The organism is Pseudomonadota bacterium, assembly GCA_016195085.1.
Classification (GTDB): Bacteria; Pseudomonadota; Alphaproteobacteria; order SHVZ01; family SHVZ01; genus JACQAG01.
Window position 1 is genome coordinate 15,838 of record JACQAG010000072.1, and the last position, 14,631, is coordinate 30,468.

A 14,631-nucleotide genomic window follows, 5' to 3' on the forward strand; every position below is an offset into this window, starting at 1 on the left:
GCAAGGTGACGGAAAGGCGGGCGATGTCGACGATGGAATGGACCCTCGATCGGAGCTTCGACTACGAGGGCGACACGATTAGGTACCGCGTCATGGGCACCGGTCCCGATCTCGTGCTCGTTCATGGGACACCGTTTTCGTCCTATGTCTGGCATCGGATCGCGCGGGAAGCGGGGCGCACGTGGCGAATCCATGTCTATGACCTTCTGGGCTATGGCCAATCCACCAGGCGAGAAGGCCAAGACGTGTCGCTTGCCGTCCAAGACAAGGTGCTCGCGGCGCTTCTGGCGCATTGGCGGCTCGACCGTCCGGCAATCGTCGGCCACGATTTCGGCGGCGCAACGGTGCTACGCGCGCATCTTCTCGACGGATGCGACTTCAATCGAATCTTGCTCATCGATCCGGTCGCCATCCGGCCGTGGGGGTCGCCCTTCGTGCGGCACGTTCGTGACCATGAGGCGGCATTCCAAGGCATTCCGGCCTATATCCACGAGGCCATGGTCGCGCGCTACCTGCGCGGCACGATGGCCCGCCAAATTTCCGATGCCGAGCTCGCACCCTACCTCTCGCCATGGCTTGGCCCGGTTGGACAACCTGCCTTCTATCGGCAGATTGGACAGATGGATGAGCGCTTCACCGACGAAGTCGAGGCTCGGCTCGACACCATCCGTTGCCCGTTGAGCATCCTTTGGGGCGAGGACGACGGATGGATACCGGTCGCCCAGGGCGCTCGTCTGCAGCGCATGGTTCCGGGTTCGCGGCTGCGGATCGTGCCAAAGGCTGGACACTTGCTCCAGGAGGACGCGCCAGAAGCCGTAGTGGCCGCCATCTATGATCTCGGCGTCTAGCTGCGGTTGGCTCCCGTGGAAGCTCGGCCGGCCCTCCGTCTCCGCGTCATCGATTTCGGCTATGCCTCGGCGATCCAGTCACATGCCCTCTATCACGGGCTCGCCGCTGCCTTCGCCGCAGGAGATGCTTCCGTTCTGTCCCTGGTGAGCCCGATCGAGCCGCATATCTCCATCGGCCTCCATCAAGACCTCGCTCATGAGATCGACGAGGCCTATTGCGCCGGCCGCGGGCTGCCGGTCATTCGCCGGCGCTTGGGCGGCGGCGCCGCCTATCTCGATCGCGATCAGCTGTTCTTTCATTTCATCCTGCCCGGCGCCGGCGCGCTCGAACCTCCGGCGGCACTGTTCGCCCGGACCATGGCTCCGGTCATAGAGACCTATCGCACCTTCGGGATCGAGGCGCGCTATCAGCCACCCGGCGACATCGTCGTCGGCCAGCGCAAGATCGGCGCCTGCGCCGGTGCCGCGATCGGCGATGCCTCCGTCGTCATCGGCAGCTTCATGTTCGACTTCGACGCGGCCACCATGGCTTCGGCCCTCAGGGCGCCATCGGAGGAGTTTCGCGCCATCCTGCGGGCCGCCCTCGAGGAACGGATCACGACCATGCGGGCGCTGCTGCCGGCCGTCCCCGGGAGGGACGAGGTCAAGCGCCGCTTTCTCGGCGAATGCGCCCGTGCCTTCGGGCTGCCGGTCGAGATCTCGCAACCGAGCGTCCCAGAGGCGAGGGCGATCCAGGCGGCGGCTGAGGCGCTGCTGGAGCCGGACTCGACCGAAGCCGCGCGCGGCCCGATGGCGCGCCATGCGGTCAAGGTGGCGGAAGGCACGGTCCTGTCCGAGTGCGGCTTCAAGACCCAAGGCGATCCCGTTCGGCTCGTTCTCCTGGAGCAGGACGGCCGCATCGCCGAGCTCAGGCTCGGGGGCGCCATCGCCGGATTGACGGGGCGGGCGATGCAAGCATTGACGCTCCGGTTGCGCGGCACCGCGCTCGATGCCGAAGCGCTGCGCCGCGGGCTCGCCCGGGAAGCGGCCGACCTCCGGCTCGCCTTGCCGCCGCCGGAGCTGGAGCAGCTAGCCCGCGCCATTGAGGCGGCACGCCGGCAGCAATGAGATCCTGAGGGGCGCCCGTAACGAAGACGTGGCTTACGCTGGTCTTGGCAGGCACGGTATACTCAAAGAAAACGGCAACGCCACGGAAGCGGATTTCGCCGGATGGGGAATGCTCATGTCTTGGCTGACCTTGGCGATCGAGCCGAGGTTGCCCCCGCTGTTGCGCCTGGCCTCTTGGAAGTCGAGGATCTCCATGTGGAGTTCCGGACCTCCGCCGGCGTGGTGCACGCTGTCCAAGGGCTGAGCTTCAAGGTCAAGCCCGGCGAGATTGTCGCCATCGTCGGCGAATCGGGCAGCGGCAAGTCGGTTTCGGCCCTGTCGATCATGCGGCTTTTGCCGCGCCGAACCGCCCGCATCGCCAAGGGCAGCATCCGCTTCGAGGGCCGCGATCTCCTCGGCCTGTCGGACGAGGAGATGCGCCAGATTCGCGGGCGCGACATCTCGATGATCTTCCAGGAGCCGATGACCTCGCTCAATCCGCTCCTGCCGATCGGGCTGCAGATCACCGAGCCCTTGACCATCCATCTCGGCATGACCGAGGAGCAGTCGAAGGCCCGTGCCGTCGAGCTGATGCGGCTCGTCGGCATCTCCGCGCCCGAGACCAGGCTCGAGCAATATCCCCATCAGCTCTCCGGCGGCATGCGCCAGCGGGTGATGATCGCGATCGGACTCGCCTGCAACCCGAAGCTCATCATCGCCGACGAGCCGACCACGGCGCTCGACGTCACCATCCAGGCGCAGATCCTCGAGCTGATGAAGGACCTCGCGCGCCGTTTCAACATCGCCCTCATCCTGATCACGCACAACCTCGGCATCGTGGCGCGCTATGCCGACCGGGTGATCGTGCTCTATGCGGCTCGCCTCGTCGAGCAGGGCGAGGCCGATGCGGTGTTTCACCGGCCGCGCCATCCCTACTCCATGGGCCTGTTGCGCGCGGTGCCGCGGCTGGATCGGCCGCGCGGCCAGCGGCTGGAGACGATCGAGGGCCTGCCGCCCAATCTGACGGATGCGCCGCCGGGTTGCCGCTTCCAGCCGCGCTGCCCGCACCGGATTGCTCGATGCGCCGACGACCCGCCCTTGATCGAGGTCGAGCCCGACCACGTCTCGGCCTGCTTCCGCGCCGCCGAGATCGCGGCCGGCCAGCTCACCGAGCAGCGAGCCGGCACCGGAGCGATCGTCGGCGACGAGGTCCAGCGCCGCGCGCCGCTCCTCTCGGTGCGCCATCTGGTCAAGCACTTCGCCGTCAATTCCGGCTGGCGCGGCAGCCGGTCTACCGTGCGTGCCGTCGAGGATGTGAGCTTCGACATCTTTCCCGGCGAGACGCTGGGCCTCGTCGGCGAGTCCGGCTGCGGCAAGACCACGATCGGCCGCCTGATCCTCCGCCTGGAGACGCCGACCTCCGGCGAGATCAGGATCGAGGGACGCGATCTTGCCCGCGCCAGCCAGACGGACCTCATCGCCATTCGCCGGCGCGTGCAGGTCATCTTCCAGGATCCCTATAGCTCGCTCAATCCCAGGATGACGGTGGGCGAGATCGTCGCCGAGCCCTTGGCGGTGCATCGCATCGTCGAGACCCCTCGGGCGGTGGCGGAACGGGTGGCGCTGCTTCTCGGCCAGGTAGGGCTGAGACCGGAGATGCGCGCCCGCTATCCCCATCAGCTCTCGGGCGGGCAAAGGCAGCGCGTCGGCATCGCCCGCGCGCTCGCCTTCGAGCCGGCCTTCATCGTCTGCGACGAGGCCGTCTCGGCGCTCGATGTGTCGATCCAAGGCCAGATCATCAACCTGCTCGAGGACCTGCAGCAGGCCTACGGCCTCGCCTTCCTCTTTATCGCCCACGATCTGGCGGTGGTTCGCCACATCTCGATGCGCGTGGTGGTGATGTATCTGGGTCGGGTCATGGAGGTGGCACTTCGCGACGAGCTCTATCGCGATCCGCTTCACCCCTACACCAAGCTCCTCTTGGACGCTGCCCCGGTCCCCGACCCGACGATCGAGAAGGCGCGGGCGCCACGGCTCATCTCCGGCGAGTTGCCGAGCGCGCTCCGCCCCCCGGTCGGCTGCGTCTTCCATACCCGCTGTCCGATGGCGAGCCAGGAATGCAAGGAGGCCGTCCCGGCGCTGCGCGAGGTCCGGCCGGGGCATTACGCCGCCTGCATAAAGGTGTAAATTGCGCACCAAGACGGGAGCAATTCCTTCAGCCGTTAAGGGAGGAGCGACATGCGCAGACTAACGACGTTGCGGGTACTCGCCGCCGGCCTGTTAGCCGCTGGTCTCGCCGGCTGGCCTGCCTTCGCCGACGAGCCGAAGCGGGGCGGGATCCTCAATCTTGCCATCTCGGCCGAGACGGCGACTTATGACGGCATTGCCTCCGACACCTTCGCCACCATGCATTTCGCGGCGCCATTCTACTCCGAGCTGCTCAAGTTCGACCTCGCGAGCTATCCGAAGCTGAAGGGCGATCTGGCCGAGTCCTGGAGCGTAGCCAGCGACCTCAAGTCCTACACCTTCAAGCTGAAGCCGAACGTGACCTTCCACGACGGCTCGCCCCTGACCTCGGCCGACGTCAAGGCGAGCTATGACCGCATGCGCAAGCCGTCGCCGGGCGTGGTCTCGGTCAGGCAGGCGACCTTCGAGGACATCGGCACGATCGAGACGCCGGATCCGCTGACCGTGGTCTTCCGCATGGCGGACGTGAACCCGGGCATGCTCGAGCACTTCGCCAGCCCCTGGAACTTCATCTATTCCGCCGCCAAGCTCGCCCAGGATCCGAAGTTCCCCGAGCAGAACATCCTCGGCTCCGGTCCGTTCAGGTTCGTCGAGCATGTGCGCGGCAGCCACGTGCAGGGTGTGCGCAACGACAAGTACTTCCAGGCCGGCAAGCCCTATCTGGACGGCTTCCGCGGCGTCTTCATGCTGCAGCCGGCCGCCATGCTGAACGCCATGCAGGGCGGGCAGGTGCTGGGCGAGTTCCGCGGCATCTCGCCGGCCGAGCGCGATCGGCTGAAGCAGGCGATGGGCGACAAGATCCGCACCGAGGAGTCGAGCTGGACCTTGAACCTCTTGGTCAGCTTCAACACCCAGAAGAAGCCTTTCGACGACGTCCGCGTCCGGCGCGCGCTGTCGATGGCCATCGACCGCTGGGGCGGCAGCCAGGGCTTGGCGCGCACTTCGACCTTGAACGGCGTCGGCGGCCTCATGCGCCCCGGCTCGACCTACGCCACGCCCGAGGCGGAGCTGGTCAAGCTGCCAGGCTTCAGCAAGGATATCGGCGCCTCGCGCGCCGAGGCGAAGAAGCTCCTGGCCGAGGCCGGCGTTCCGAACCTCAGCTTCAAGCTGCTCAACCGCTCGATCGCCCAGCCCTACACCCCGGCCGGCGTGTTCCTGGTCGACCAGTGGCGGCAGATCGGCGTGACGGTTGAGAATCTGCAGCAGGAGACCTCGCCGTATTTCGCCGCGCTCTCCAGCGGCAACTATGACGTGGCGGTCGACTTCTCCAACCTGTTCATGGACGAGCCGACGCTCGGCCTGTCGAAGTACGTCTCCTTCGACCGGGCGCCGGAGAACCGCTCCCGGGTGATCGACCGCGACATCGATTCCTTGTTCGATAAGCAACGCCACAGCGTCGATACGAAGGTGCGCGGCGATCTCATCCGGCAGATGGAGAAGCGCACCTTGGAGCAGTCCTATTCGGTGCCTCTCCTCTGGTGGCACCGGATCGTCGCCACCAATGCCAAGCTCATGGGCTGGCAGATGTCGGCGAGCCATCTCCTGGGTCAGGATTTGGCCGACGTCTGGCTCGCCGAGTGAGGGGCGGCCGGTAAGGCGACAATCTCCCAAAGTCATGCGCAGACCCTCACCCGCCTCGCTGGCGCTCGGCACCCTCTCCCGCAGTGCGGGAGAGGGAGGCCCCTGCGTCTTCGCGGGAGGGTGAGGGTTCGGCGACGCCATGCTGCGCTACACCGCTAACCGGCTCCTGTTGATGGTACCCACACTCATCGGGGTGGCGGTGCTGGTGTTCTTCATGCTGCGGATCATTCCCGGCGACGTGGTCGAGGTGAAGCTCCGCGCCGATGGCGGCAATGTCAGCCAGCAGACGATCGAGGTCGAGCGCAAGCGGCTCGGCCTCGATCGGCCGATGGCGGTGCAGTTCGCCGACTGGATGGTGGGTCTGGCGACGCTCGATCTCGGCACTTCCATGTGGACCACCCGGCCGGTCAGAGAGGAGATCGCCATCCGGCTCGAGCTGTCGATCGAGGTGGCGATCATGGCGACCTTCTTCGCGGTCCTCATCGCCGTGCCGCTCGGCATGACCGCAGCACTGATGCGCGACACCTGGATCGACTACGTCGTGCGCCTGGTCACCATCGGCGGCCTCGCCGTGCCGTCGTTCTGGCTCGGCATGATGATCATGATCGGGCTGCTGACGTTCTTCAATTGGCTGCCGCCGATCACCTTCACGCCGATCTATGTCGATTTGAAAGAGAATCTGACGCAGCTCGTGTGGCCGGCGATGGCGGTCGGCTACCGCTACTCCGCCGTGGTCGCGCGCATGATCCGCTCGTCGCTCCTGGAGGTGCTGGGCGAGGACTACATCCGCACCGCGCGCGCGAAAGGCGTCTACGAGAAACTGGTGATCGGCCGCCACGCGCTGAGGAACGCGCTCCTGCCGGCGATCACGGTCATCGGGCTGGAATTCGCCTTTCTCATCGGCGGGCTGGTGGTGACCGAGCAGGTGTTCAACTTGAACGGCCTCGGCAAGCTGTTCGTGCAGAGCGTGTCGCGCAGCGACTTCACCCTGGTGCAAGGCCTGGTCATGCTGATCGCGCTGTTCTACGTTTCGGTCAATCTCGTCGTCGACCTGCTCTACGCGGTCTTCGATCCCAGGGTGCGCTACCGGTGAGGCCGCCGCCATGACCATCGCCGAGACTGTCTACCGGCCGACGCGCACGCTCCGGCAGAGCCTGCTCGTGCGCTTCTGCCGGGCGCAGCCCCTGGGTGCCGTGAGCCTGGTGGTCATCGTGGCGATGATGGCCGCCGGCGTCTTCTCCGAATTGGCCGCACCCTACGATCCGGTGGCGATCGATTTCGGCGGGATGCTGGCGGCGCCGTCGCTGCAGCATTTCTGCGGCACCGACGCCTTCGGCCGCGATGTGTTCTCGCGCATCATCTATGGGGCGCGCACCGCGCTGGCGATCGGCTTCCTCTCTTCCTTGAGCGGCTCCTCCATCGGCGCCGTGCTGGGCGCCACGTCGGCCTATTTCGGCGGCCACATCGACAATTGGGTGCAGCGCCTCATCGACATCATGCTGGCCTTCCCGATCATCGTGCTGGCGCTCGTGGTGGTAACCGTGCTCGGACGCAGTCTCGTGCTCGGCGTCGACGCCAACCTCATCGTCGCCATCGCCATTCCCATCATCCCGAACGTGACCCGGGTGGTACGGGCCGCCGCGCTGTCGATCCGCAACCTGCCCTACATCGATGCGGCGCGCGCCGGCGGCTATTCCCATGCCCGGATCATCTTGAGGCACATGGCCCCGAACCTGGTGGCGCCCTACATCATCATGTTCACCGCCTTCATCGCCCAGGCGATCCTGTTGGAGGCCTCGCTCTCCTTCCTCGGCCTCGGCGTGACCGAGCCGACGCCGGCCTGGGGTCTCATGCTGTCGGGCAACGCCACGGATTTCTTCAAAGAGGCGCCGTGGATGATCTTCTTCCCGGGCCTCGCCATCAGCCTCGCGGTGTTCGCCTTCAATCTCTTCGGCGATTCCTTGCGCGATTGGCTCGATCCCAAGTTCAAGACGTAGTGATGGCCTTGCGCCATGACGTGGTCGTGGTTGGGGCGGGCAATGCCGCTCTCTGCGCTGCCTTGGCGGCCCGCGAAGCGGGTGCCGATGTGCTGGTACTGGAAGCCGCACCCGAGCCCTTCAGCGGTGGCAATACGCGGTTTACCGCCGGCGCCATGCGGGTCGTCTATGACGGTGTGGAGGATTTACGGCGCCTGATGCCGGACTTGACCGACGAGGAGGTGGCCCGCACCGATTTCGGTACCTACACCGCCGAACAGTTCATGGACGACATGGGCCGGGTCACGCAATGGCGCAGCGACCCGGAGCTGGCAGAGACCCTGGTCGGCGGCAGCCGCGAGGCGCTCCTGTGGATGCGCTCGAAGGGAGTGCGCTTCCAGCCGATCTACGGCCGCCAAGCCTTCAAGGTCGACGGCAAGTTCAAGTTCTGGGGTGGGCTCACGGTCGAGGCCTGGGGCGGCGGGCCGGGCCTGATCGAGGCCTTGACCGCCGCCATCCGCCGCGAGGGCATCGCCCTTTGGTACGGGGCGCGGGCGGTTCGCCTCATCAATGAGGACGACGGCGTCGCCGGCGTTATGGTCAAGCATGACGGGGTGAGCCGGGAGGTGCGGGCGGGTGCGGTGGTTCTGGCGTGCGGCGGCTTCGAGGCGAACACCGAGTGGCGCACCCGCTATCTCGGGCCCGGCTGGGATCTGGCCAAGGTCCGCGGCAGCCGCTTCAACATGGGCGACGGCATCCGCATGGCGCTCGAGATCGGCGCCTCGCCCGCCGGCAACTGGTCGGGATGCCACGCCGTCGGCTGGGAGCGGAACGCGCCGGAGTTCGGCGATCTCGCCGTGGGTGACGCCTTCCAGAAGCACAGCTATCCCTTCGGCATCATGGTCAACGCCAAAGGCCGGCGGTTCGTCGACGAGGGTGCGGATTTCCGCAACTACACCTATGCGAAATACGGCCGCGTCGTCTTGGAGCAGCCCGGGCAATTCGCCTGGCAGGTGTTCGATGCCAAGGTCGTGCATTTGCTGCGCGACGAATATCGCATCAAGCAAGTGACCAAGGTCGCGGCCGGCACGATCGAAGAGCTGGCGGGCAAGCTGGAGGATGTCGACACGACCGCCTTCAAGGACGAGATCGCCCGCTACAACCCAGCCGTCAGGACCGAGATTCCGTTCAATCCCAACGTCAAGGACGGCAGGCGCACAGAAGGGCTCGCCATCGACAAGTCGAATTGGGCGAACACGATCGACACCCCACCCTTCGAAGCCTATGCCGTCACCTGCGGCATCACCTTCACCTTCGGAGGGCTCAGGATCGACGGCGCGGCGGGCGTGGTGGACACTGCGGGTGCGCCCATCGGCGGGCTCTTCGCCGCAGGCGAGCTCGTCGGCGGCCTCTTCTATTTCAACTATCCCGGCGGCACCGGCTTGACCTCAGGCTCGGTGTTCGGCCGCATCGCCGGCGGCGCGGCCGCAAGCCACGCGCTCAGCCGCCGGCAGCGATCCGCTGAGCGATCATCGTCTTGAAGGCCTCGACGATGCGCGGCACGTAGACGTGCTTGTAGGGGAAGTCGGTCTTCGAGTCGTTGAGGTGCACCAGCATGGTGGCGTTGGCCTCGAACACGAAGAGGCGTCCGTCCCGGGTCAGCGTGCAATCGATGCCGAAATAGTCCAGCGGCACCAGCCGGGCGATTTCTTGTAGAGCCGCCGTCGCCTTGGCGCCGAAGACCTCGTCGAGATCGGCGAGGAAGCGGTGCTCCTCGTCCTTCATCCACTCGGTCTCGCGCATTTTGGTGCGGTAGTAGTGCACCTTCCAATCCTCGTAGATGGCGAGGTGGTAGGGATAGGGGCGGCCGTCGACGAAGGCGACCCGATACTTCCGGTAATAGCCGTCGGCGCTCCGGAAATCGACGAACTGCGTCAGGTAAAACTCGCGGCCTGCGACGTCCCGCAGAAACGGCATCATCGCGGCGGGCGCATCGATGCGGACGAGATCGTCGCCGCCATGGGCGCCGAAGGGCCTGACCAGGATCGGCATGGCGAGGCCGGTGGCCGCCAGGGTCGCCTCCAGCCGATGCGGCGCCAGGTCTGCACGCGTGACCCGCACCGTGACCGGCACGAAGCCACCCTCGATGCCGGCGAGCAGGCGGGCCATGCGGTCGCGGGTGGTGCCGCGCACCGCCTCCGGGTGGTTGAGCCGTGGCTCGGGGCGCGAGGCGAGAAAGGTGCTAGCGAGCGCCAAGCCGCGCTCCGCCTTGTCGGGCTCGCCGATGCCGTTGAAGATCGCATCGAATGCCGGCAGGACGGGCGGCGCTTCGCCTTCGCCCACATCGAGGAGCACGAACTTGTGCAAGGTGAAGTTGTCGCGGGTCAGGAGCGCGCCGAACGGCACGTTGACGTCATCGGGCGACATCAGCAGCAGCACCGTGGGCGCCGTCGGGTCGGCGAGGCAGAGCTCGGTGTAGATGCGCTTGGAGGCAAGCGCGGCCAGCCGGTGGGCGCGGGCGGCGGGAAGATCGTCGCGCAGCCGAGAGATGTAGGAGAGCGCCATATGCGCGTCGGGATTCCCGGGCTCGATCGCCAGATACCGTTCATAGGCGACGCCGGCGGACTCGTACTCCTCTAGGTCCTGCAGGAGATTGCCGAGCTGGCCCAGGCTCAGGGTTCGCCCGGGATCGAGGGAAAGCGCCCGACGCTCGGCGGATGTCGCCTCGGCGATGCGGCCGGCGCCCTGCAGGCTTTGGGCGAGCATGGCGTGGAAATCCGGCAGCGTGGGAGCGATGGCAAGCGCCCGGCGCCCGCTCGAGAGCGCCCGCGCGCTCAGAGCCCTGCGCCCCTCGGTCTGGCCCAGGAGGCCGTGGGCGAGCGCCAAGCCGGGAGCGAGCGCCAGCGTCCTGCGATAGGCGGCGAGTGCCGCCTCGATCTCCTGGAGCTGCCGCCTGGCATTGCCGAGATTGAGGTGGAGCTCGGCCTGATCGGAGCGCTGGGCGAGCGCGCGATGAAACCACGGAATGGCGTCGGCGGGACCCCGGGCCTCGTCGAGGGCGGCACCGAGATTGCTGCCGGCGCCGGCATGCGCGGGCGCCCAGGCCAGTGCCCGCCGGTAGGCCGTCAGCGCCGCTGCGATCCGTCCGCGGCCGCGCTCGACCGTGCCTAGCGCGTCATAGGCCTCGGCGAAGCCCGCCGATGGTGCCGCCGCCCGGCGATAGGCGAGGGCGGCCAGGGCCAGCCCTCCCATGCCCCGGTGGATCTCGCCCAGCTGCGCCAGGCGCAGCTTCTCGCCGGGAGCCAAGGCGAGCGCGCGGCGATAGCCGGCCAAGGCCGCGCCAAGATCCCCCTGCTGGCGCTTCGCCTCGGCGAGGGTGGCGTGGAAGTCCGGCACAGTGGGCTCGAGCCGGGCTGCCTCGGCGATGCGCAAGTCCGCTTCCGCCGGCCGGCCGAGCTGGAGCGCCAGCGTGCCCAGAAGGTAGAGCGCCACCGTATTGCCGGGCTCGGATTCGAGCACCCGCCGGTAGAGCGGCTCCGCCACATCGAGGCGGCCGGCCTGGTGCTCACGCGCGGCGGTGGCGAGCGCTTCGGCGAGGGAGACCATCGCCGGAATATAGTGTCCCGCCCCAGAAATTCGTCAGCGAATTTCTGGGACAAGCGGGCCACTAATCTATTGAATCTAGTGTGATGATTCCGAAGTTCGATGACGAACTTCGGAATCATCACACTAGCCTCCGCCCTGGTAGGGCATTCCTTCGGAGAATTTCCTCATATGTACAAGCTCTTCTACGCCCCGGGCTCGGCGGCCATGGCGCCCCATGCCGTGCTCGAGGAGATCGGCGCCCCGCACGAGCTGGTGCGCGTCGATACCGCCGTAGGTGCGCACAAGCGCCCGGACTATCTCAAGCTCAATCCCCATGGGCGGGTGCCGACCTTGGTCGACGGCGATCTCGTCATCTACGAGGCGGCCGCGATCACGCTGCATCTGGCCGACGGCCACCCGAATTCCGGCCTCGCCCCCGCCTTGGGTATGCCGGAGCGGGCCCGCTACTATCAATACCTGGTCTATCTCACCAACACGGTGCAGGAAGCGTTCATCCAGTATTACCACGCGGAGTACTCGGCCGAGAGCGAAGCGGCCCGAGCCGAGGTGAAGGCCATGGCCGAGCGCCGGCTCTCCGGTATGTGGGAGAAGCTCGACGCCGCTTTGGCCAAACCCGGCCCCTATCTCCTCGGCGAACAATTCTCCGCCGCCGATCTCTATCTCATGATGCTGGCGCGGTGGAGCCGCAACATGGCGAAGCCGGCGACCAGCCATCCCCATATGAAGCGCCTCATTGACCGCGTCAGGGCACGCCCCGCGGTGGAGCGGATGATGCGGGCGGAGGGGCTGGAGTGAGGGGTGTGCGACGCCTGTGCCTCATAGCGGCGGTCCTGGCGTCGCAGGCCTGGGCGAGGGGCGCAAGCGCTCTCGACGACGACGGCAATGCGAACCTCCACGGACAGGGGGCCTCCACCTGCGCCGCCTTCGGTGCTGCCCGCAAGGCGGGCAAGGCCGCAGACTACGAGCAGTGGCTCGACGGCTACCTGTCCGCGGTCAACTTGGTGCTGCCCGACACCTACGACATCCTGGGCGCCAAGGAGCGGGGGGCGGCCTTGGCCTGGCTCGACCAGTATTGCGCCGGGAACGCTGGCGATGCCTTCGGCTTCGCCGCTAACCGCCTGGCGGCCTATCTCTATCCCAACCGCCATGCGAGCAAGCCCGCCAAGTGAGGCCCCGCCGAGCGAGGGGAGGGACGCTCTTGCTCTCTGCTTCGCCACTCCTATACTCCCGCGCCGCGCTCCGCCGGTCCCGCCGCCTTCCTTCCCTCGAACGAGGCTCCGCCATGTCCGATTCCGTGAAACGCGTCGTGCTCGCCTATTCCGGCGGCCTCGACACTTCGATCATCCTCAAATGGATCCAGGAGACCTACCGCGCCGAGCTGGTGACCTTCACCGCCGATCTCGGCCAGGGCGAAGAGCTGGAGCCGGCGCGCCGCAAGGCGGAGATGCTGGGCGCGAAGAAGATCTACGTCGAGGATCTGCGCGAGGAGTTCGTTCGCGACTTCGTCATGCCGATGTTCCGCGCCAACGCGCTCTACGAAGGCATGTATCTGCTCGGCACCTCGATCGCGCGGCCGTTGATCGCCAAGCGCCAGATCGAGATCGCGCGCGAGGTCGGCGCCGATGCGGTCGCCCATGGCGCCACCGGCAAGGGCAACGACCAGGTGCGCTTCGAGCTGACCTATTATGCGCTCGAGCCCAACATCAAGGTGATCGCGCCCTGGCGCGAGTGGAAGCTCACCTCGCGCACTGCACTCATCGACTATGCCGAGAAGAACCAGATCCCGATCGCCAAGGACAAGCGCGGCGAGGCGCCGTTCTCGGTCGACTCCAACCTCCTGCACATCTCCGCCGAGGGGAAGGTGCTGGAAGACCCGTGGCAGGAGCCGCCGCCTTACGTCTACAGCCGCACCGTGGCGCCGGAGGACGCGCCGGACAAGGCGACCTATGTCGAGATCGAGTTCGAAGGAGGCGATCCGGTTGGGGTCGACGGCAAGCGCCTGTCGCCGGCCCAGCTCCTGACCCGGCTCAACGAGCTCGGCGGCGCCAACGGCATCGGCCGCCTCGATCTGGTGGAGAACCGCTTCGTCGGCATGAAGAGCCGCGGCGTCTACGAGACCCCGGGCGGTACGATCTGGCATATCGCCCATCGCGCGATCGAGAGCATCACGCTCGACCGCGGCATGGCGCATCAGAAGGACGAGCTGATGCCGCGCTATTCCGAGCTCATCTATAACGGCTTCTGGTTCTCGCCCGAGCGTCGCATGCTGCAGGCCGCCATCGACGAGAGCCAGAAGCGCGTCAACGGCACCGCCAGGCTCAAGCTCTACAAGGGCAACGCCACGGTCGTCGGGCGCAAATCGCCCAACAGCCTCTATCGCCTGGACTACGTCACCTTCGAGGAGGACTCGGTCTATAACCAGAAGGAGGCGGAGGGCTTCATCCGCTTGAATGCGTTGAGGCTCAGGCTGGGGAAGCTGGCGGGGGGGTGAGCGCCCGGCTCATGGCGCGAAGACGCCGATCCCGGCGATCCAAGGATGCGCTCCGAATAGGCCGGCATAAAGTGCCAACCCGCCCATGACCCTAGCCCAGCCGATGCCGCGCCAATCGACGCGGGTGCGCTGGTCGTAGATCGCCAGGAAGGGCATGAGTGAGCTCCGCATGGCGAAGGGTCCCCAGGCCGCACCCAGCGTCTCCGCCTTCTTTCGATCGATGCGAAACATGCCGAAGAGCGCGTAGCCGCCGATCGTCAGAAAGAAGACGAGGCTGGCGAGATCGCCGGTGGGCGGGATATGGGCGAAGGCCCAGAGCGCCAGCGCCCAGAAGATCGGATGGCGGGTGATGCTGAGGATGCCGGGTGCGGGATTGGCATCGATGGTGAGCAGGGATCGGGCTTGGCCCAGCATGGTCGGGTTGGGGGTGGTGTAGCCGGCCACCAGCAGGATCGAGGCGAACGGCATCACCAGGATGGGAACCCAGCGTCCGGCACTGCCGCCGGACCAGAGTGGCGCCATCGGTGCCCGCGCATAGGCGAGCGCCAGCCAGATCAGCGCCAGCGCCGAGACGGCGGTGTAGAGAGCCAAATAGGTCGGCTCGCCCAATGCCGTCACCAAGCGCTGGCGAACGCCGAGTGTTGCCGGGAGGCTATGGCTGAGGACGAAAACACCGGCGGCGATGACCAGAGCCTGCATGGTGCCGATCATGGCCCGGCACTATACTACGAAGGGGCCTATGCCGGGCCGTTCCGTCTCAGGAAGCCGCCCACAAACCAAGCGGAGGAAATCCGAT

At 66.8% G+C, this 14,631-nt stretch carries 12 protein-coding genes; 10 read left to right on the top strand and 2 right to left on the bottom strand.

Annotated elements, in window-relative coordinates:
• Positions 1-23 precede the first annotated feature (23 nt).
• The 7 genes from HY058_19810 to tcuA all read left to right on the top strand — a co-directional run bounded on the left by HY058_19810 (position 24) and on the right by tcuA (position 9,279).
• Complete coding sequence (locus HY058_19810; GenBank protein MBI3499547.1) at positions 24-848, top strand: alpha/beta hydrolase; 825 nt, start codon at positions 24-26, stop codon at positions 846-848.
• A gap of 15 nt (positions 849-863) precedes the next feature.
• Positions 864-1,955, top strand: a complete 1,092-nt coding sequence (locus HY058_19815) for a lipoate--protein ligase family protein (protein ID MBI3499548.1) — start codon at positions 864-866, stop codon at positions 1,953-1,955.
• Between the two features lie 102 nt (positions 1,956-2,057).
• Positions 2,058-4,121: an ABC transporter ATP-binding protein gene (locus HY058_19820; protein ID MBI3499549.1), complete on the top strand. Its 2,064-nt coding sequence runs from the start codon at positions 2,058-2,060 to the stop codon at positions 4,119-4,121.
• Positions 4,122-4,172: 51 nt separating this feature from the next.
• Positions 4,173-5,762 (top strand): ABC transporter substrate-binding protein, encoded by a 1,590-nt coding sequence (locus tag HY058_19825; GenBank protein MBI3499550.1) that lies wholly within the window; start codon positions 4,173-4,175, stop codon positions 5,760-5,762.
• Positions 5,763-5,901: 139 nt separating this feature from the next.
• Positions 5,902-6,855 carry an ABC transporter permease gene (locus tag HY058_19830; GenBank protein MBI3499551.1) on the top strand — a complete coding sequence of 318 codons (954 nt, stop codon included), beginning with the start codon at positions 5,902-5,904 and terminating at the stop codon, positions 6,853-6,855.
• A gap of 10 nt (positions 6,856-6,865) precedes the next feature.
• The gene (locus tag HY058_19835) at positions 6,866-7,759 is read left to right on the top strand and encodes an ABC transporter permease (protein MBI3499552.1); all 894 of its coding nucleotides are present in this window, start codon (positions 6,866-6,868) and stop codon (positions 7,757-7,759) included.
• 2 nt (positions 7,760-7,761) lie between these two features.
• The gene (tcuA, locus tag HY058_19840; GenBank protein ID MBI3499553.1) at positions 7,762-9,279 is read left to right on the top strand and encodes an FAD-dependent tricarballylate dehydrogenase TcuA; all 1,518 of its coding nucleotides are present in this window, start codon (positions 7,762-7,764) and stop codon (positions 9,277-9,279) included.
• Here tcuA and HY058_19845 read toward each other — a convergent pair.
• The gene (locus HY058_19845) at positions 9,239-11,344 is read right to left on the bottom strand and encodes a tetratricopeptide repeat protein (GenBank protein ID MBI3499554.1); all 2,106 of its coding nucleotides are present in this window, start codon (positions 11,342-11,344) and stop codon (positions 9,239-9,241) included. The two genes, tcuA and HY058_19845, sit on opposite strands and share 41 nt — an antisense overlap.
• A gap of 168 nt (positions 11,345-11,512) precedes the next feature.
• Between HY058_19845 and HY058_19850 the strand changes: the two genes are divergently transcribed.
• The 3 genes from HY058_19850 (at position 11,513) to HY058_19860 (ending at position 13,835) form a co-directional block, all read left to right on the top strand.
• Positions 11,513-12,139, top strand: coding sequence for a glutathione S-transferase family protein (locus tag HY058_19850; GenBank protein MBI3499555.1), 627 nt, complete (start codon positions 11,513-11,515; stop codon positions 12,137-12,139).
• Entirely contained in the window at positions 12,136-12,513 is a 378-nt protein-coding gene (locus HY058_19855) for a hypothetical protein (protein ID MBI3499556.1), read from the top strand. The genes HY058_19850 and HY058_19855 overlap by 4 nt, the downstream gene beginning before the upstream one ends.
• Before the next feature lie 113 nt (positions 12,514-12,626).
• Positions 12,627-13,835 (top strand): argininosuccinate synthase, encoded by a 1,209-nt coding sequence (locus HY058_19860; protein MBI3499557.1) that lies wholly within the window; start codon positions 12,627-12,629, stop codon positions 13,833-13,835.
• 9 nt (positions 13,836-13,844) lie between these two features.
• On the opposite strand, the gene HY058_19865 is transcribed toward HY058_19860, so the two are convergent.
• Entirely contained in the window at positions 13,845-14,546 is a 702-nt protein-coding gene (locus tag HY058_19865) for an NnrU protein (protein ID MBI3499558.1), read from the bottom strand.
• Positions 14,547-14,631 lie beyond the last annotated feature (85 nt).